Genomic DNA, 16,761 nt, shown 5'->3' on the forward strand with positions numbered 1-16,761 from the left:
AATCACACTTTGCTCCGATTATTGAGTGATAAAATAAATATTGGATTATTAGACGCGCCAGTGTTTACTTTAAAGAATCCTATTGCCAAATTAATTGGGATTAATCTCAAAGGTTAACAATAACATTTTAGCGAGGGTTACTCTTTATTAACTGTGTATGTATACAGTTACCCCCTGAAAAAATACAGGGGGTAATTAATGCGTCGCAATCATTTAGCTGCTTCTTCCGATTCCGGTAACGTCACGTTAAGTTCAAGTACCGAAATATCGTCCCCTTTTTGTTCAAACTGTACATGCAGCATTTCAGGGTCGATTTGAATATATTTGCAGATCACTGCCAGAATATCGCGTTTTAAATCAGGCAGATACGGGGGCTCACTGTCCCCGCGGCGACGTTCTGCAACGATGATTTGCAGCCGTTCCTTGGCTACACTGGCTGTCGATTTTTTGCGGGACAGAAAGAAGTCTAACAAAGCCATGGTTTATCCCCCAAAAAGGCGTTTCAGGAAGCCCTTCTTCTCTTCTTCGATGAAGCGGAATGGGCGTTCTTCTCCTAACAAACGGTTAACGGTATCGTCGTAGGCCTTACCGGCATCTGACTCGTGATCTAGAATGACAGGCTCGCCCTGATTGGACGCGCGCAGTACAGATTGGTCTTCTGGGATCACACCGACCAACGGAATACGCAAGATATCTAAAACGTCTTCCATGCTCAGCATGTCACCACGGCTAACCCGGCCTGGATTGTAACGGGTGAGAAGCAGGTGTTCTTTGATGGGATCTTGGCCCTTTTCTGCACGGCGTGACTTGGAGGACAAGATGCCCAGAATACGGTCTGAGTCGCGCACAGACGACACTTCTGGGTTGGTAGTGATGATGGCTTCATCAGCAAAGTACAGTGCCATCAGCGCCCCGGTTTCGATGCCTGCCGGTGAGTCGCAAACGACAAATTCAAAATCCATTTCACCGAGTTCGTTGAGCACTTTCTCTACGCCTTCTCGTGTCAGTGCGTCTTTGTCACGTGTTTGCGACGCAGGCAAGATGAACAGATTTTCGGTGCGTTTGTCTTTAATTAACGCTTGGTTCAGCGTGGCATCACCCTGAATCACATTAACGAAATCGTAAACCACGCGGCGCTCACAGCCCATGATCAGGTCAAGATTACGCAGGCCGATATCGAAATCGATGACCACGGTTTTCTTGCCTTTTTGGGCCAAGCCGGTCGCAATGGCCGCGCTCGAAGTGGTTTTGCCAACGCCCCCTTTACCTGAGGTAACAACAATAATGCGTGCCATGAAGTGGATTCCTTGTCAAAAGGGCTTAATTTAAAGGTTGTATGGTTAAAGCGTTATCCAACAGGCTGAGTCGCACGGCCTGCCCGACGTATTCGGACGGGATTTGGTCGCTCAACCAGTACTGCCCTGCGATAGAGACTAGCTCAGCGCCAAGGTGTGTGCAAAAAATCTGGCACTGTGTATCCCCTGATGCGCCTGCTAGTGCACGACCACGCATCGAACCGTAAACATGAATGTTGCCATCGGCAATCAATTCAGCACCGGCGCTGACGCTGCTGGTCACGATCAAATCACAGTTACGGGCATAAATTTGTTGGCCAGAACGGACAGGCGCGTTGATAATACGCGTTTTTGCAGGGGTGGTTTCGGCGACGGGTTCAGGCGCTGGCACGGGTGCCGTCGCTGTTTTCTGGCCTTTACCTTCACTCATCAACGGCAAGCCGGCACGGACGATAGCCCGTTTTTGCCGCTCGTCTTTACACCCGCTGATGCCTACGACGCGCAAGCCGGCAGCCGTAAAGGCCTGTTGGAGTTCTTTCCAGTTCGCATCGCCGTTAAGCGTAGCAACGTTAATAACAACAGGGGCGTTCTTAAGAAAAGCGGGCGCTTGCTCGACTTTTTCCTGTAACGCCTGACGAATTACCTCGGGTTGCGAATTATGCAAATGAACAACCGATAGGGTAAAACTGCTGCCTTTTAGCTCAATTGGCGATTGTGACATCTATCCTGACTCAGTCTCAGCAACTTTTAATCCCCGGAATACCACTCCGGGTGCGATATTCCGATGTACTATAAGCATGTTATAGTCAGAGTTATATCCAAGCAAGATACTGTCCCAATTAAATAGAGTTAAAAACATGCTTTGTGTGATCTATAGAAGCTCAAAACGCGATCAAACTTATCTATATGTCGAAAAAAAAGACGATTTCTCCCGAGTGCCGGAAGATTTACTCAAAAGTTTCGGCACGCCGCAGTTTGCGATGATGCTCGATCTTGAAGGCCGTAAAAGATTAGCCAACGCGGATATTGAGAAAGTAAAAGCGGCCTTGCAACAAGAAGGGTTTTATCTGCAATTTCCACCGCCGGTAGAAAATTTATTAAATCAACATTTGACCGGCGAAGAATAATATTCGTTGGTTATTCGATAACAAATCGGGCGATTGCTGTTGCCGGCAATCGTTTCGGTTAACGTGAAGAAGGAAATAGCGATGAGATCGTCGGCGTCTACCTTCATGTTGGCTACGCTGATAGCGGCTGGTTTTTCCAGTATCAGCAGCATGGCAGCTCCGCCATCACCAACGTTAGCGGCGGTACAAAAACCCGCAGAAAAAACGTTAGCGAAAACCGGGCGCGATCCGGCTGAGTTTCCGGCCTTTATCTTACAACTGAAAACGCACGCGCTTTCACAAGGGATTCACCAAAACACGGTCGACAGCGCATTTGCTAATGTGCATTTCGTCGATCGGGTGATCAAGGCTGATCGCAACCAGTTAGAAAAGCGGATCACCCTGGATGATTATCTGCGTCGAACGTTGTCGAATAGCAAAATACGTCAAGGGCGCGCGATGCTGCAACAGTATCAACCGCATCTGGCACGCGTTACGGCACGTTATGGTGTACCAGCGCATTACATCGTGGCGTTGTGGGGCATGGAAAGCCACTTCGGTAAAATTCAGGGTAAAGAAGATGTCGTGTCTGCGTTATCGACGTTGGCATTCGAAGGGCGGCGCGAGGCATTTTTCACTGAGCAGTTGATGGCGGCCTTGCAGATTATTCAACAAGGGCACACGAGCGCCGAGGGATTGAAAGGTTCGTGGGCAGGTGCGATGGGGCAATGCCAATTTATGCCAAGTTCTTTCCTGACCTATGGTGCCGACGGTGATGGCGATGGTCGTATCGATATTTGGAATAATATTGATGATGTATTTGCGTCGACAGCTAACTATCTGGCAACAGAGGGATGGACGCCGGGCATCCGGTGGGGGCGCGAAGTGAAATTGCCGGTCGGGTTGAGTCGCGCGAATCTGGGGCTGAAGAACGAACAGGCTTACCGTGTGGAGCAGTGGGCTGCGATGGGGGTCACGCAACCAGATGGTTCCGCGTTACCGGGGTCGACCTTGCGCAGTTGGATAATAACGCCAGATGATATGCAAGGCCGCGCCTTCATGGTTTATGATAATTTCCGTACACTCATGCATTGGAATCGCTCGTACTATTTTGCCCTCAGTGTCGGCATGATGGCTGATGCGATCGCTATGCCGTTCGATAGATAGATTTATTCCCAATAGATCTCGTGTTGCGATGAGTCGGCAGCTGCCGCGTGGTGATCGTCGATTAACCTATGTGTTAATCAAATGGCGAAGTGCGCTGCGCTTTAGATAGTTGGCGCATCAGCTATTGAATACGTTACATCATAAATATGATATAGCTTGAAGGTCGAAGGTGATTTTGTCTGGAGTGAAATATGTATCAACATAGAGACTGGCAGGGCGCGTTACTCGATTTTCCGGTAAATAAAGTGGTATGTGTGGGCAGCAATTACGCCGATCACATCAAAGAGATGGGCAGTGCTCAATCACCTGAACCGGTGATATTTATCAAACCTGAAACTGCGCTGTGCGATATCCGCCAGCCAGTGGCAATACCAAAAGATTTCGGTTCCGTACACCATGAAATCGAACTGGCGGTATTGATCGGTACGCCACTCAAACAGGCTAACGAGGATCGTGTGGCGAGAGCGATCGCAGGCTACGGTGTTGCTCTGGATCTCACGTTGCGAGATTTACAGGCGAGCTTCAAAAAAGCGGGCCAACCGTGGGAAAAGGCCAAGGGTTTTGACGGTTCTTGCCCCATTTCCGGGTTTATTCCGGTGGCTGAGTTTGGCGATCCGCAAAATGTGGAGTTGGTATTGTCAGTGAATGACGAGGTGCGCCAGCGCGGTAATACCCGTGACATGATCACCCCCATTCTGTCGCTAATTAGCTACATGAGCCGTTTCTTTACCCTGCGTGCGGGCGACATCATTCTAACCGGCACTCCACAAGGTGTTGGGCCGATGGTATCGGGCGATATGCTAAAAATTTGTTTGAATGGAAAAACGTTGACCAGCCGGGTAATTTAATCTTTTGTCGCTGCCGTGTGTACCACGATGGCGACGTCTAACGTTATTTAGCGTGGCAGCGGCGTGGGCGCTCTGTAGAGTGCCATTCACTCATTTATTATCTGTGCTTTTATCCAATCAATACGCTTGTCAGATTACCGATTCCCACTGAAGGGGTGATGCATCGGTCATTTCCTCGTATAATGTCGGTTATAATTGCAGCCTGTAACTAGGCTAACGTTCATCTATCAATACCGGATTTAACATGTCACAACGCCCTTTTTGGCAAACTAAAACGCTGGCAGAAATGTCAGAAAAAGAGTGGGAATCGCTGTGCGACGGGTGTGGGCAATGCTGTTTGAATAAGTTGATTGACGAAGATACCGACGAAATTTATTTTACCAATGTCGCCTGCAATCAGCTGAATATCAAATCGTGCCAGTGTCGCAATTACGATCGCCGTTTTGAACTTGAAGAAGACTGCATCAAGCTCACCCGTGAGAATCTGGTCACCTTCGATTGGCTGCCGCCAACCTGCGCTTACCGTTTGATTGGCGAAGGTAAACCGTTGTTCGCGTGGCATCCGTTGATCAGTGGTTCCAAAGCCGCGATGCACGGTGAACGCATTACTGTACGTCATATCGCGGTGCGTGAAAGCGAAGTGGTAGACTGGCAGGATCACATCTTGAACAAGCCAAGTTGGGCTCGGTGAGCGATGTCGTCGACATTCTGGCTTAAGGTTGTGTAAATCCGCTGATTAACGCCACTTGAACGCTTCATATTGTAATGAGGAATGGGTAAGTTAGTTGCCCCTCCGCTTAACGAAAAAGTTATCAACTATGAAGATGATGCGTTTGTTTGCCGCTGCTGGCGCCTTGATTGTGCTCGTTTATTTCCTTACACATTAGTTGGTGTTTGATTTGAGTCGAACGGTATGTTGGCAAACTTAGCTGATGTCGGTACGTTCTTGCTCTAACGCGATGGTTCGGTGGGGCAGTGGCGATGAGGTTGCTAGCGATTTTCTCATTAAGGTGTTTGCGGAAGATCTAAAATGGCGCCGGGTGGCGCCATTTTAATGTCTGAATACCTTAGCGGCCAAAGAGGTCGCGGCGACGTGGGCGAACAAATTGCGCCACGAGCACGAGAATAGCGATAGCCAGATAAGCGGCAAAAATCCCTACCAGCCACTGAGGCATTTCTAAGGTCAGGAATTGCCATTGGCGTACCGCGCAATCACCAGATGCATGGAATACCGCGGGTAGCCATTTATCAAGAGGCAGCCAAGACGGGAAGTTGACGAAGAAATCGCAGGTGTTAAAAGGCGAAGGATGCAACTGAATCATAGTGTGCTTCCACGCCAGTTGGACGCCTTCCCACGCACTGTAGATCCACAACAGAATGGCGGCGTAACGTAACGGCGTTTTGGGTGCGATGGCACCAACCAAGGCTGCCCCCATTATGCCAAATAGCGCACAACGTTCATAAATGCACATGACACAGGGCTGCAGCAACATTACATGCTGAAAATAGAGCGCCGCCAGCTCCAGAACCAGTGCGGTCAGGGCTAACAGTAGCCATGCACCGCGTCCCTGTGAGCAGCGGTTAAAAAATTGCAACATATCTTTATTCTTCCATGCAGTAAGCAATTGAACCCGCAGTGTAAACCAATTCAATCCTGCTGCCAGCCACTTGAGGTGAATTCAGCGTAAAAAATGAGTCGCTGGCAGCGGTCGGTTAATGGTGATTAATGTGCGCTGACGGGTGCTGGCGCCATTGCGTCCATTGGTGGCAGGGTTAACCAGTGCCATTGAGTTAATAACTCGGTCATAGGGGCTAACGTATACTCCACACAAAGCAGACCGATCAAGGTTAATACGATGGTATAGGGCAGTGCCATCCACACCATTCGACCATAGGAAAGACGAACCAAAGGCGCGATGGCGGAGGTTAGTAAGAACAGGAATGCGGCTTGGCCATTTGGCGTGGCTACCGAAGGCAGGTTAGTCCCGGTATTAATCGCTACCGCCAGCATTTCGAACTGTTTGAGGGAAATAACGCCGTCAGCCAACGCGGTACGCGCTTCATTGATATATACCGTACCGACAAACACATTATCAGATACGGAAGACAACAGGCCATTGAACAGATAGAACAGCATCAGTTGTGCAGATGGTTCAGCCTGAAGCACAAATGAAATCACCGGGGTGAACAAGTGTTGTTCGATGATCACGGCGACAATAGTAAAGAACACGGTAAGCAGGGCGGTAAAAGGTAATGCCTCTTGGAACGCTTTGCCGATGGCGTGTTCGTCGGTCACACCGCACAGTGATGTGGCTAAAATAATAACCGACAGTCCAATTAGCCCGACCTCTGCCAGATGCAGGGCCAACGCGGCGACCAGCCAAATGCCGATCAGCGCCTGAACGATTAATTTAACTTTGTCTTGGCGATTGCGTTTGGCGGTGGCTTTTACATCGAAATCTTTTAGTACTTCACGTACGCGTTCAGGCAGCTTGGCGCCGTAGCCAAATACGCCGAAGCGTTCTACCAATAAACAGACGACCAGACCGCATACGAATACCGGCAATGTGACGGGCGACATGCGCAAGAAGAAGTCAAGAAAGCCCCAATCGGCGCTTTTAGCGATAATCAGGTTTTGTGGTTCCCCCACCATGGTCATGACCCCTCCCAATGCCGTACCGACACCGGCATGCATCAGCAGGCTGCGTAAGAACGCACGAAACTGTTCCAACGTTTGTTTGCGATCGTCACTGTCGATAGCACTATCATCACCCACATCATGTACGCCTTCAGGTCGATTAGAGGCCACATTGTGATAGATAGAATAAAACCCGGTGGCTACGCTGATCACCACGGCGACTACCGTTAATGCATCAAGGAAAGCGGAAAGAACTGCGGCTGCAATACAAAATGACAATGACAACAGCATTTTTGAACGAATGTTGAGCAGGAGCTTGGTGAAGACATACAACAGCAGCTGCTTCATGAAATAGATGCCGGCAACCATAAATATCAGCAGCAGCAACACTTCCAGATTGTTGGCGATTTCCTCACCGACATGAGCAGGGCTGGTCATACCAATCGCAACGGCTTCTATCGCCAGTAAACCGCCCGGGAGTAATGGGTAACACTTAAGCGCCATGGCCAAGGTGAAAATGAACTCTACCACCAGCAGCCAGCCAGCGGTGAAAGGACTGACGAAGAAGAATACGATGGGGTTGATCACCAAAAAAATAAGAATTGCCAGCTTGTACCAGTCGGGCGACTGCCCAAGAAAATTCTTTATGAGCGCACTGCGCGTTGTCATTTCCATTTTGTTTCTATAACCCCTAATAAAGTAATGTTCATACCCTATCAATGCCGCTTACTGCGATGCAACCATGACAGGAATTACAATCGAAAATTCATAGGCTTTGCCGATTTTGCCCGTTTTTTGCCATGTTATGCACACTTTCGTTTATTGTTTTTCGCTCATGCTATGTCATATCTGAGCGATCTGGTATGATCAGCAGACTATTATTACTGATTATCGTCGCTACGGAACGTCAAACACATGGTCATTAAGGCGCAGAGTCCTGCCGGTTTCGCGGAAGAGTACATTATTGAAAGTATATGGAATAATCGCTTCCCTCCTGGCTCTATTTTGCCCGCGGAGCGCGAGCTTTCAGAACTGATTGGTGTCACGCGCACCACGTTACGTGAGGTTTTACAGCGTTTAGCCCGCGATGGTTGGTTAACCATCCAGCATGGCAAACCGACTAAGGTTAACAACTTCTGGGAGACGTCGGGTCTCAACATCCTGGAAACGCTGGCACGTCTCGATCATAACAGCGTGCCACAGTTAATCGATAATTTATTGTCGGTTCGCACAAATATTGCTTCGATCTTTATTCGTTCTGCGGTCCGTAACTACCCAGAACAGGCCCAGGAAGTATTAGCGAAAGCTGAAGAGGTCGAGGATCAGGCAGAGGCGTTTAACAAACTCGATTATGAGATTTTCCGTGGGTTGGCGTTTGTCTCTGGTAACCCGATTTACGGTTTGATCTTTAACGGGCTAAAAGGTCTGTATACGCGAGTGGGTCGTTATTACTTCTCTAATCCGGAAGCACGCAAGTTGGCGCTTAACTTCTATAGCAAGCTGTCCACTCTTTGCCATGAAAAAACCTACGATCAGGTGATGGAGACGGTGCGTAACTACGGTAAAGAGAGTGGGGCGATTTGGCAGAGTATGCAGGGCACCATGCCTAGCGATCTCACTGAGGCACGTCGCTAAAACATTTTGTTGATGGGGGGCTTGTTCTGCCCCCTTTAGGTGTCAATGGGATAACGGGCTATCCCATTTACTGTAATGTTACGGGTTAATAGCCTTGCTATTTGAAACCCATCAACAGCGGCATTGTTCATCAATACGGTTACTCGATAAATACGCGGTAAAGTGCTACAGAATGTGCTCACCCATTTGCATGCGCTTCCAATGCCTTTGCATCTTTTCACTGCGTGTTAATCGATCGCTATTCCACTGAGCTGTGATTGTTAATGTATAAGGCGATGCCAACTCTGCTTGTTCGCAATAGCCGAATTGGCAGTCAAGTTCTATCCTGCTTACTCCATCGATTAGAACGGCGAAATGTCCCAAAATCATTAAACCGCACTCCCATCTTCTTCATTGCCTGATGTGAAGTTTTGGCTGACATTTGCCGGATGTAAAACGGCTCATTCACGACAAAGTGGTGGATGCTATGGGTGCTGCCGAAGTTTGCACAGAACATATTTAATGGCCACATCCAGTAACTATTCATTACCTGTGTTTGTTGCGTGACGTTGTTGCTGTCAATATCGCCATAATAATGCATGTTTGAACTCACAAAATGCAGGCAGAAAGTCCAAAGCACATTTGGCGCGATAAGAATCACGGTGGTGATGTTTAAATAATGAATGAAGGTTAACAAATTATCAGACCATGAAATCGGATTCCCGGATAAGGTGAATAATCCATCAATGGTATGAAACAGTAAAAAGCAATACCAGAGGAGCCAGGTTAATGCGGTCACAGGAACATAGGATTTAAATCCCACCCAGCTAGCATGAAGTTTACCTTTCCAAGTCTCAATATCCGCAATCACTTTTATTGAAGAGAGCATTAAATCGGCCATCATATAAAAGCGTGGTAATCCCCATTGAAAGCCATTGGTCAGCGCTCTTTCCTCTAAGTCCTCCTTACTGCCTGATATTTGGTGATGACGCAGATGAAGTTTGCGTCTAACCCACGGGTTAGGGCTGCTGGGCCTTACCAACCAGGCCAGGCTCAGCATGGTATTATGCATCAACTTATTTTTTTTGAAGTAAAGTTGGTGGATGAGATCATGTTCAATTTCATGCACGATAGAAATAAAAAAGGCGTTTAACAGAACGCAAAGCCACCATGGGATACTGTTTTCTATATATAAAACAGAACTGATGATAGTGAGGATAATCATCAATATTAATATTGATAAACCTATGGCATTTTGATGCCGTAACCAGCGATGTTTTTCACGTAACGTTTTATTATATTGTGTGATGGCATGTCTAATATACTTTGTCTGATAGGCGGGTGAATTATCATCAATAGCAGTCATTTTGAATAAGCCTCTGTGATAACGGTAGCAAAATGGGTGTCCATCATGTTTTCCGTCGATCGGATAATTAAGTCTTATTAAGGTTTAGAACAACTGCAGAGATAATCCAGTTAATGGCGAATAAAATACATAACGACATGAATTTCATTGTTTTTATTTGCATATTGCGACGAAATTTTTTTTCCCTCCGTTCTAGGGCTCGTAATTATTCATTATGAGTGCTGATTAGTTCTTGTTATATGCACTTATTTATCCAAACCGTATAGACCCACAGTTTTAATGGGGTTTATTTTTGGACATATGCCATGTTGAAGTGTGGCTGCTAAGCAGCCACCTCTCCTAAGGCCTTTATTGCCCGGTTTATAACGAATTGGGCCGCGGTGGACATCTTTCCAAGTGTTCCACACTGCCGTCTTCGTTTTGCTGCTCTAAAATGACGTCAAAGCCCCATAAGCGGTGTAAGTGCTTCATCACCTCACGGCGGCTTCTATCCAGTGGTGCGCGCTCTTGCGGGACGTAGCGCAGTGTCAGTGAGCGGTCGCCACGCAAATCAACGTTCCAAATTTGAATATTTGGCTCGAGGTTGCTGAGATTGTATTGCGCGGATAATTCTTGCCGAATCGCGCGGTAACCGGCTTCATCATGAATGGCTGAAATTTCCAGATAATTATTGCGATCGTCATCCAGTACGGTAAATAACCTAAAGTCACGCATCACTTTCGGCGACAAGAATTGGCTGATAAAACTTTCGTCCTTGAAGTCACGCATGGCGAAATGCAGCGTCTCTAGCCAGTCTTTACCGGCAATATCCGGGAACCAGTGACGATCTTCCTCCGTGGGTGACTGACAAATGCGTTTGATATCTTGAAACATGGCAAAACCGAGTGCATAGGGATTGATGCCGTTGTAATAAGGACTGTTATACGGTGGTTGATAAACCACATTGGTATGGCTGTGTAAGAACTCAAGCATGAAGCTTTCGGTGACACGCCCCTCATCATACAGATGGTTCAAAATAGTGTAATGCCAAAAGGTAGCCCATCCCTCATTCATCACCTGCGTTTGTTTTTGTGGGTAAAAATATTGACTCACTTTACGCACGATACGTAACACTTCGCGTTGCCATGGTTCCAGCAGCGGGGCGTTCTTCTCCATAAAATAGAGAAGGTTTTCCTGTGGTTCGGCAGGGTAACGACGCGCCTGTTCCGGGGCTTCCTCCCGTTCGATGCGCGGTAGAGTTTTCCACAGCGAATTAACCTGGCTTTGCAAATACTCCTCACGGCTTTTTTGGCGTGCTTTTTCTTCTTGTAGGGAGATTTTTTGCGGTCGTTTGTAGCGATCCACTCCGTAGTTCATGAGGGCGTGACATGAATCCAGTAATTTCTCAACTTCTTCGACACCATAGCGTTCTTCACACTCGCTGATATAGTGACGGGCAAAGAGCAGATAATCGACGATGGAACTGGCGTCGGTCCAACTGCGAAACAGATAGTTGTTTTTGAAAAATGAGTTATGCCCGTAACAGGCATGTGCCATCACCAAGGCTTGCAGGGTAATGGTGTTTTCTTCCATCAAATAAGCAATGCACGGATTGGAGTTAATGACAATTTCATAGGCCAGACCTTGTTGCCCATGTTTATAGCGTTGCTCAGTTTCGATGAATTTTTTGCCGAATGACCAGTGGGTATAGTTAATTGGCATGCCGACGCTTGAGTAAGCGTCCATCATCTGTTCGGACGTAATCACCTCAATTTGATGCGGATAAGTATCCAGTTGGTAATGTTTAGCCACTCGGTCTATCTGCTCCAGATACTCCTGCAACAGTTCGAACGTCCAGTCCGGTCCATCGCTCAGACGTTTTTCATCCAAAACGTGATCATGTGTTGAAGTAGTCATCAGCGCACCCTCGTTTTTAACGGACCTGGCTCATTGTGGCGGCCCTGTAACAATCGTAGCTCATAACTTGGCAGCCTACGGCTGACAAAGCCTAAAAATTCAATCAACTGGCGGTTGACAGGGCATTACCGGTATTCAGCGCAATTTATTCTGTGCATCACTCATCGTATTGTGTGTGGCGTATTATTCTAATTTAATATTTAAATTTGTAATTTTATTCTTAATTTTGGTCGAGCAGTTAAATTATCATCTGTTAATTTATTGTTGCATGTTTGATGTTTTTCTCAGGTTCACAATACCAGCAAGGTGCATGATTACCGCATGAATTATCGTCAAATTCGTCCTTTGCCGCAGCTTATCGCTAATTTTGACGCCCCTATTGCAAAAGAAAGTGTGTTGAACGATAAATTAATTGTGAAATATGTCACGATTGATGATTAATATGTTGGCTGGTTTTTTCCACTGAGTTAATTTGCTGTTTGCAGAAGAATATGCTTTTTTGTGCCTTGGGCTGGAGTCAGCGATGCGAGTTTTAATTTTAGGTAGCGGGGTAGTCGGCGTAGCCAGTGCTTGGTATTTGGCGAAAGCTGGCCATGAGGTCACGGTAATCGATCGACAAGAAGGGCCGGCGATGGAAACCAGCGCGGCCAATGCGGGGCAAATCTCACCTGGATATGCGGCACCGTGGGCTGCGCCGGGCGTCCCGTTAAAAGCGGTTAAATGGATGTTCCAACGCCATGCGCCGCTGGCAATCCGTCTAGACGGTAGCCGTTTCCAGTTGAACTGGATGTGGCAGATGCTGAAAAACTGTAACACAGCGCACTATATGACCAATAAGGGGCGCATGGTGCGTCTGGCGGAATATAGCCGTGATTGCATCAAAGCGTTGCGACAGGAAACAGGCATTCAATACGAAGGGCGGCAGGGGGGAACGTTGCAGCTGTTCCGCACTCAGCAGCAGTTTGACAATGCGGCCAAGGATATTGCGGTTCTGGAAGACGCTGGCGTACCGTATCAACTCCTCGAAGCCAGCCGACTTGCGACGGTTGAACCGGCGCTGGCTCAGGTAGCGCATAAATTGACCGGTGGGCTGCAATTGCCGAATGATGAAACCGGTGATTGCCAATTATTCACGCAGCAATTGGCGAAAATGGCGCAGCAGGCGGGTGTCACCTTCTTGTATAACCACAGTGTGGACCGGTTGCTGGTGGATGGCGATCAAATTAGCGGTGTGCAGTGCGGTGAGCAAATATTTAAAGCCGATAGTTATGTGGTTGCATTTGGCTCCTACTCCACCGCACTGCTCCGTGGGTTAGTGTCGATTCCGGTTTATCCGTTGAAAGGTTATTCGTTGACCATCCCAATTACCGATGGGGCAGCCGCACCGCACTCCACCGTTTTAGATGAAACCTATAAAATAGCGATTACCCGTTTCGACCAGCGTATACGGGTTGGCGGTATGGCGGAGATTGTCGGCTTTAACACGGAACTGGAACAAAAGCGGCGTGCAACACTGGAAATGGTGGTGCGTGATTTATATCCGAACGGTGGTCAGGTTGAGCAAGCGACCTTCTGGACCGGCCTGCGGCCAATGACGCCCGATGGTACACCAATCGTTGGCAAGACTTCCGTGAAAAATCTGTATCTTAATACCGGGCATGGAACCTTGGGGTGGACGATGGCCTGCGGTTCGGGTCAGTTACTGTCCGATCTTATGTCTGGCATCTCACCGGCGATCCCATCCGATGATTTATCGGTGGCGCGTTACAGCGATGGGTTTTGCAACGCGCGTAACATCCCATTAAAAGGTGTTCACGCCGCGCGTTAATCATTGAATATTGCCGCAGGCGCAGTCTTGCGGCTATGTCGTTAGCCCTCAAAGGAGTACCCATGCCCCGCCCGATTAGCGCCAAGCTCCATCTTGCTGCTTTTGACAACAATTTACAGGTTATCCGCCGTTTTGCACCGAACGCTAAGGTGTGGGCAGTAATAAAAGCCAATGCGTATGGTCATGGTATTAAGCGTGTTTGGCAAAGCCTGGCGCGCACCGATGGCTTCGCGTTGCTCGATCTGGAAGAGGCCGTTTTGTTACGTGAATCCGGTTGGCAAGGGCCGATATTGTTGCTAGAGGGTTTTTTCCAACCCGAAGATTTAGCGGTAATCGATCGTTATCGATTAACCACCACTGTACACAGCGATTGGCAGTTAGCGGCGATCGCGAAAACGCCACTTTCGGCGCCGCTGGATGTATATCTCAAAATCAATAGCGGCATGAATCGCCTAGGGTTTGCGCCAGAGCGGTTGCCGCTGGTTTGGCGACAAGCGCAAGCCATCCCAAATATTGCGTCGCTGACGCTGATGAGCCATTTCGCGACGGCGGATAGTGCGGAAGGTGTGGTGGCGCAAATGGCGACAATTGAAGCAGGCGCCGTTGGGGTATCTTCACCGCGCAGCCTTGCCAACTCTGCCGCAACGCTATGGCATCCGGAAACGCACGGGAGTTGGGTGAGGCCCGGTATTATTCTGTACGGCGCTTCACCAAGCGGTCAGTGGTCTGATATTGCCGACACTGGGTTGCAGGCAACTTTGTCGTTGCGCAGTGAAATTATCGCCGTTCAACAGCTGAAAGCGGGCGATCGCGTGGGTTATGGTTGGCGCTATGCGGCTAACGCGGTGCAGCGAGTGGGTATCGTGGCCTGCGGTTATGCCGATGGCTATCCACGCCATGCACCAAGCGGCACACCAATATGGGTGGATGGCGTCATGACGCGTACGGTGGGAACGGTATCGATGGACATGCTGGCCGTGGATTTAACACCGTGTCCCCAGGCCAATATCGGTGCAGAAGTGGAACTTTGGGGGCGTCGTTTACCGGTGGATGATGTGGCCGCCGCAGCGGGTACGCTAGGCTACGAGCTGCTGACGGCAATCGCACCACGGGTGCCTGTGGTGACGGTGTAACGCACTCATACTACGTTTTTGAGTTCGCCTTTAATGTGTTTACTGCGCTGTCGTGCGTGCAGTGCCAGTAAACACCCTACCAGCATCACCAACGCTAGCGACAGTTTGGGTTGCATCGGCAGCGCCATAGCGCATAACCCCAGCACGGCTCCACCGGCCATTTGCGCAAAACCCACTAAGGCTGAGGCGACACCGGCCTCATTGGAGTATGGCTCTAGCGCATAGCTGGTGGCCGGCCCCATGACAAATGCCAACCCTGCGCAGGCGCTTGCAACCGGTAACATATAGGCCAGCCAATGAGTTTGTGCGGCTGGTGACAGCAACGCTATGCCCAACACTAAACCGATGCATCCCAGTCCCATTAAAACGCCGCCGGTTGCCAAACAAAATGGTCGCCCGACTTTGCGAATCAGCCGGTTGGCAAAAAAACTCACCAACATGATCCAGAAACCATTCGCACCGAATACCAGTGAAAACTGTAGTGGCGTCAGTTTGGCGGTGCCCATCAGCACGTTGGGTGCCAGAGAAACATAAGTCAACGCCATACCCATTGCGCCTGAATTCACCACAGCGAATGATAAAAAGCGCCGCTGACGCAAAATTTTTGCGTATTGGCGCAACGGCAAATTTTTAACCGGTAGCGTCCCGGTTGGTCGGGTTTCAGGCAGCAACACGGCGATTAAAATAAGCACCAACAGTGCATAGAGTGCTAAGAACCAGAAGGGCGCACGCCAGCCGAAGGCTTCTGCTAATAGGCCGCCGAGCAGCGGGGCTAACGCAGGAATGATATTCAACGTGCCGTTTAGAAAGCCAAATGCGCGCGCTGCGTCGTCACCGTTCATACGATCGCGCACTCCGCTAAAGGCCACGACGGAGGTACAGCATACCGCCACACCTTGTAATAAACGTGAGGCGATGAATAACGCCGGGGTCGTTGCCAGCGCTGCCATAGCAGCACCGAGCATGTAGATGACGATGCCTGCTAAAGCCACCGGTTTGCGGCCATAATTATCAACCAAGGGGCCGGCGATCACCTGGCCTAAACCCAACACGAGAATAAAGAGCGAGATTGTGGATTGAATCAACGCTTCGCTACTGTTGAGCCCCGCAGCGATAGCCGGAATAGTCGGCAGATAAAGATCGATGCCCAATGGACCCAGCAGCACCAGACTGAGGAGCAGAAGTAGGAATTTTTGCATAACAAAAACAGCATATCCAAATGATAAAGATGGCTAGAGTAGAGTGTCTATCGTTAAATGAAAAGCAGCCATGTCAGATATGTCATGGCTCTGCTTTCGTCAAAGCGAACGGGGGCGATAATATAGGGCAGATACCACATCGGCGACATAACGCGCCTGATGTTTGGCATCGTCCAGTGCTCGGTGCGGTGTACCCTCAAAGGGGCGAGTTTTTTTGGGATTAAAGCCGTGCAGTTCTGCCAGTGTAATCACGGTGCGGACGTCTTGCGTATCCCAGAAGTTCCACGGGCAACTGATAGCAAGCTGCTGATAAGCATGTTCAAGAATGGTGCAATCAAACTCTTTACCATTGCCCCAGACTTTGACCGTAGCCGTGCTGTTAATGTGAATAAACTGGCTCAGATTGGTCAGGGCACGCTTGAGACTGTCACTGCCACCAAATGCCAGCTTGCGTGCCTCATCAGACTGTTTTGCCCACCACGCAACGGTATCCAAACTCATGGTGCGCTCGGGTTGATCTTTTTGGCAATTGATTGCGGTTTCAAATTCGGCACCTAATTCCCCGGTTTTCGGATCGAAGAAGACCGCCGCAATCACCAAAATCACTGCCGAGGGCTTAATATCCAGCGTTTCAATATCCAACATCAAATGGTGCATCGGTGTACTCAAAT

The 16,761-nt window shown here is 48.9% G+C and carries 16 protein-coding genes; 7 read left to right on the forward strand and 9 right to left on the reverse strand.

Annotated elements, in window-relative coordinates; translation table 11 throughout:
- Positions 1-209: 209 nt before the first annotated feature.
- Genes minE through minC form a run of 3 tightly spaced genes read right to left on the reverse strand, consistent with a single transcriptional unit; the run spans position 210 to position 2,016 of the window.
- Positions 210-479, reverse strand: a complete 270-nt coding sequence (minE, locus tag ACQKDS_RS10700) for a cell division topological specificity factor MinE (protein ID WP_088499709.1) — start codon at positions 477-479, stop codon at positions 210-212.
- 3 nt (positions 480-482) lie between these two features.
- Entirely contained in the window at positions 483-1,295 is an 813-nt protein-coding gene (gene minD, locus ACQKDS_RS10705) for a septum site-determining protein MinD (protein WP_399669831.1), read from the reverse strand.
- A 25-nt stretch (positions 1,296-1,320) separates the two neighbouring features.
- On the reverse strand, positions 1,321-2,016 hold the full coding sequence (gene minC / locus ACQKDS_RS10710; RefSeq protein WP_399669834.1) for a septum site-determining protein MinC: 696 nt from the start codon (positions 2,014-2,016) through the stop codon (positions 1,321-1,323).
- Positions 2,017-2,152: 136 nt separating this feature from the next.
- Between minC and ACQKDS_RS10715 the strand changes: the two genes are divergently transcribed.
- The 4 genes from ACQKDS_RS10715 (at position 2,153) to ACQKDS_RS10730 (ending at position 5,107) form a co-directional block, all read left to right on the forward strand.
- Positions 2,153-2,422 carry a YcgL domain-containing protein gene (locus ACQKDS_RS10715; RefSeq protein WP_399669837.1) on the forward strand — a complete coding sequence of 90 codons (270 nt, stop codon included), beginning with the start codon at positions 2,153-2,155 and terminating at the stop codon, positions 2,420-2,422.
- 81 nt (positions 2,423-2,503) lie between these two features.
- Positions 2,504-3,568 (forward strand): lytic transglycosylase domain-containing protein, encoded by a 1,065-nt coding sequence (locus tag ACQKDS_RS10720; RefSeq protein WP_399669840.1) that lies wholly within the window; start codon positions 2,504-2,506, stop codon positions 3,566-3,568.
- A gap of 191 nt (positions 3,569-3,759) precedes the next feature.
- Positions 3,760-4,416: a fumarylacetoacetate hydrolase family protein gene (locus ACQKDS_RS10725; RefSeq protein WP_399669843.1), complete on the forward strand. Its 657-nt coding sequence runs from the start codon at positions 3,760-3,762 to the stop codon at positions 4,414-4,416.
- Positions 4,417-4,660: 244 nt separating this feature from the next.
- Positions 4,661-5,107, forward strand: coding sequence for a YcgN family cysteine cluster protein (locus ACQKDS_RS10730; RefSeq protein WP_399669846.1), 447 nt, complete (start codon positions 4,661-4,663; stop codon positions 5,105-5,107).
- Between the two features lie 376 nt (positions 5,108-5,483).
- Here the strand turns inward: ACQKDS_RS10730 and dsbB are convergent, their stop codons facing one another.
- Complete coding sequence (gene dsbB, locus ACQKDS_RS10735; RefSeq protein ID WP_399669848.1) at positions 5,484-6,014, reverse strand: disulfide bond formation protein DsbB; 531 nt, start codon at positions 6,012-6,014, stop codon at positions 5,484-5,486.
- Positions 6,015-6,139: 125 nt separating this feature from the next.
- On the reverse strand, positions 6,140-7,729 hold the full coding sequence (nhaB, locus tag ACQKDS_RS10740) for a sodium/proton antiporter NhaB (protein ID WP_399669851.1): 1,590 nt from the start codon (positions 7,727-7,729) through the stop codon (positions 6,140-6,142).
- A gap of 240 nt (positions 7,730-7,969) precedes the next feature.
- Between nhaB and fadR the strand changes: the two genes are divergently transcribed.
- Positions 7,970-8,689: a fatty acid metabolism transcriptional regulator FadR gene (gene fadR, locus ACQKDS_RS10745; protein WP_399669853.1), complete on the forward strand. Its 720-nt coding sequence runs from the start codon at positions 7,970-7,972 to the stop codon at positions 8,687-8,689.
- A 313-nt stretch (positions 8,690-9,002) separates the two neighbouring features.
- On the opposite strand, the gene ACQKDS_RS10750 is transcribed toward fadR, so the two are convergent.
- Positions 9,003-10,034 carry a fatty acid desaturase gene (locus ACQKDS_RS10750; protein WP_399669856.1) on the reverse strand — a complete coding sequence of 344 codons (1,032 nt, stop codon included), beginning with the start codon at positions 10,032-10,034 and terminating at the stop codon, positions 9,003-9,005.
- Between the two features lie 360 nt (positions 10,035-10,394).
- Entirely contained in the window at positions 10,395-11,930 is a 1,536-nt protein-coding gene (locus ACQKDS_RS10755) for a SpoVR family protein (RefSeq protein ID WP_399669859.1), read from the reverse strand.
- A gap of 523 nt (positions 11,931-12,453) precedes the next feature.
- Here ACQKDS_RS10755 and ACQKDS_RS10760 point away from each other — a divergent pair.
- The gene (locus ACQKDS_RS10760; protein ID WP_399669862.1) at positions 12,454-13,758 is read left to right on the forward strand and encodes a D-amino acid dehydrogenase; all 1,305 of its coding nucleotides are present in this window, start codon (positions 12,454-12,456) and stop codon (positions 13,756-13,758) included.
- Between the two features lie 62 nt (positions 13,759-13,820).
- Entirely contained in the window at positions 13,821-14,891 is a 1,071-nt protein-coding gene (gene dadX, locus ACQKDS_RS10765; RefSeq protein ID WP_399669865.1) for a catabolic alanine racemase DadX, read from the forward strand.
- Positions 14,892-14,896: 5 nt separating this feature from the next.
- Here dadX and ACQKDS_RS10770 read toward each other — a convergent pair whose 3' ends face one another.
- Entirely contained in the window at positions 14,897-16,090 is a 1,194-nt protein-coding gene (locus ACQKDS_RS10770; protein ID WP_399669868.1) for a multidrug effflux MFS transporter, read from the reverse strand.
- Positions 16,091-16,189: 99 nt separating this feature from the next.
- A complete protein-coding gene (locus ACQKDS_RS10775) occupies positions 16,190-16,747 on the reverse strand; it encodes a 3'-5' exonuclease (RefSeq protein ID WP_399669871.1) in 558 nt (185 codons plus the stop codon).
- Positions 16,748-16,761: the final 14 nt, after the last annotated feature.

The sequence above is a fragment of the Serratia sp. NPDC078593 genome (assembly GCF_050268245.1).
Classification (GTDB): domain Bacteria; phylum Pseudomonadota; class Gammaproteobacteria; order Enterobacterales; family Enterobacteriaceae; genus JBNNGK01.

Bases quoted from the DNA above. Each gene is read 5' to 3' on its own strand.
- minE (WP_088499709.1), bottom strand. From the start codon at position 479: ATGGCTTTGTTAGACTTCTTTCTGTCCCGCAAAAAATCGACAGCCAGT.
- minD (WP_399669831.1), bottom strand. From the start codon at position 1,295: ATGGCACGCATTATTGTTGTTACCTCAGGTAAAGGGGGCGTTGGCAAA.
- minC (WP_399669834.1), bottom strand. From the start codon at position 2,016: ATGTCACAATCGCCAATTGAGCTAAAAGGCAGCAGTTTTACCCTATCG.
- ACQKDS_RS10715 (WP_399669837.1), top strand. From the start codon at position 2,153: ATGCTTTGTGTGATCTATAGAAGCTCAAAACGCGATCAAACTTATCTA.
- ACQKDS_RS10720 (WP_399669840.1), top strand. From the start codon at position 2,504: ATGAGATCGTCGGCGTCTACCTTCATGTTGGCTACGCTGATAGCGGCT.
- ACQKDS_RS10725 (WP_399669843.1), top strand. From the start codon at position 3,760: ATGTATCAACATAGAGACTGGCAGGGCGCGTTACTCGATTTTCCGGTA.
- ACQKDS_RS10730 (WP_399669846.1), top strand. From the start codon at position 4,661: ATGTCACAACGCCCTTTTTGGCAAACTAAAACGCTGGCAGAAATGTCA.
- dsbB (WP_399669848.1), bottom strand. From the start codon at position 6,014: ATGTTGCAATTTTTTAACCGCTGCTCACAGGGACGCGGTGCATGGCTA.
- nhaB (WP_399669851.1), bottom strand. From the start codon at position 7,729: ATGGAAATGACAACGCGCAGTGCGCTCATAAAGAATTTTCTTGGGCAG.
- fadR (WP_399669853.1), top strand. From the start codon at position 7,970: ATGGTCATTAAGGCGCAGAGTCCTGCCGGTTTCGCGGAAGAGTACATT.
- ACQKDS_RS10750 (WP_399669856.1), bottom strand. From the start codon at position 10,034: ATGACTGCTATTGATGATAATTCACCCGCCTATCAGACAAAGTATATT.
- ACQKDS_RS10755 (WP_399669859.1), bottom strand. From the start codon at position 11,930: ATGACTACTTCAACACATGATCACGTTTTGGATGAAAAACGTCTGAGC.
- ACQKDS_RS10760 (WP_399669862.1), top strand. From the start codon at position 12,454: ATGCGAGTTTTAATTTTAGGTAGCGGGGTAGTCGGCGTAGCCAGTGCT.
- dadX (WP_399669865.1), top strand. From the start codon at position 13,821: ATGCCCCGCCCGATTAGCGCCAAGCTCCATCTTGCTGCTTTTGACAAC.
- ACQKDS_RS10770 (WP_399669868.1), bottom strand. From the start codon at position 16,090: ATGCAAAAATTCCTACTTCTGCTCCTCAGTCTGGTGCTGCTGGGTCCA.
- ACQKDS_RS10775 (WP_399669871.1), bottom strand. From the start codon at position 16,747: ATGCACCATTTGATGTTGGATATTGAAACGCTGGATATTAAGCCCTCG.